Genomic DNA, 1333 nt, shown 5'->3' on the forward strand with positions numbered 1-1333 from the left:
GTTGTTTGAATGGTTTGTAACTTGCATCAAAGGCTAAAGCCCTTTCTGCGTTTCTTCTTTTTCTTCTTGGATGATTCGTCCTCTGGGAAAGACTCAAAGGTCTGAGCGTTGGCAGAAGCAAAAAGTCCAATGGAAGAAATGCCGTCCCAAGGGTCTTGGCTGCTATCCGACATGGATGGCTCATGGTTGCTCTTATGATAGCCTTGCTCGTATTGCAGAGTAGAGTTGGATTTTGGTGATACATGGTTCTCCATTCCCTCAAACCTTGCATTCAGCTTGCCAAAGCTATAGCCTCGGCTAATCTGCGTACCCTTGAAGCTATATCCATCATTGCCAAAACGGATGCCTTGAACCTTGGTTCGCTCCTTATCCTTATAGACAAACTCTAAGTGAACACCTCGTTTTGCAAGTTCACTTTTGAACTCGTCCCAGCTATCTGCCATTCTCAATGCGCTCTTTACAGCATTGTGAATCTCATATTTGGCTCGCTCAGCATTGCGTAACTTGCGAGTATTAGTATTGCTCTTGTCCGTTCCGTAGGTAAATCCATACTTAGATTTAAGAGCCTTGGTCACTTGCTCATTACGCCTGTAATCATTCCTGTCTGATATGAGTTTGCCCTCGTTATTGATGCGGTTATATACGATATGACAATGTGGATTGTCCGTGTTGTGATGCCTTACGATGATGAATTGGGTTTTGGTGATGCCCATCATCTGCATGTATTCAAGGGCTATCTTAGCCATGAACTCATCCGTCAAACGTGGCTTGTCCTCTGGTTTGAAGCTCAATGCAATGTGTCCCACAGGCTTCTTAATCCTTAGATTTAGCTGCCTCTGTAGCTCGAAACTTTGCGTCATCTCGGCATTCGTGCCGAGTAACACACCATCAGAGGCAAGGATTTTCGCCTCGTCCTTGCCTGTAACATAGCGGATGCAACCACCAAATGAGCTGCCCTTCTTTAGCTTGCCTATCATGTGGTATCCTCCTTTCTGCCCATACTGCTTGGCTTCGGTTTATAACTTGCTTGGCGATACTCGCCAAGGATTTCTTTCAATCTTCTCAACAAGTCCACCACATATACATGGGTTTCATGGAAACCTCTCTGATGCGACAGCTTGGTAAGTTGGTTGAGGTTGTTCGCCATGCCAATGAGGTTCTTGGCGATGGCTACCGTCTCTGTGTTGTGTCCGCTCACCACCTCACCATTCAAGGCTGATTCACGGATATACTCCGCCAACTTGCGGTTGGCTTTTCTCGCCCTCAGTTTCAATGCCTCATAGCTTGGCTTTGAGAACTTCACCGTGACAGACTTCGACAGCTTGCGAACCCT

The 1333-nt window shown here is 46.3% G+C and carries 2 protein-coding genes; both read right to left on the reverse strand.

All coding sequences use genetic code 11. The annotated features are described in order from the left end of the window. Positions 1 to 26: 26 nt before the first annotated feature. A complete protein-coding gene (locus DWV53_RS15245) occupies positions 27 to 977 on the reverse strand; it encodes a relaxase/mobilization nuclease domain-containing protein (RefSeq protein WP_118155455.1) in 951 nt (316 codons plus the stop codon). Then, the coding region (locus tag DWV53_RS15250) for a plasmid mobilization protein (RefSeq protein WP_118155457.1) at positions 974 to 1333 on the reverse strand (360 nt) is incomplete at its 5' end. The genes DWV53_RS15245 and DWV53_RS15250, both read right to left, overlap by 4 nt.

It is taken from the genome of Segatella copri (assembly GCF_003465495.1).
Taxonomy (GTDB): domain Bacteria; phylum Bacteroidota; class Bacteroidia; order Bacteroidales; family Bacteroidaceae; genus Prevotella; species Prevotella copri_G.

What these genes read in the sequence shown, in the direction of transcription:
- DWV53_RS15245 (WP_118155455.1), bottom strand. Translation starts at nt 977, where the DNA reads ATGATAGGCAAGCTAAAGAAGGGCAGCTCATTTGGTGGTTGCATCCGC.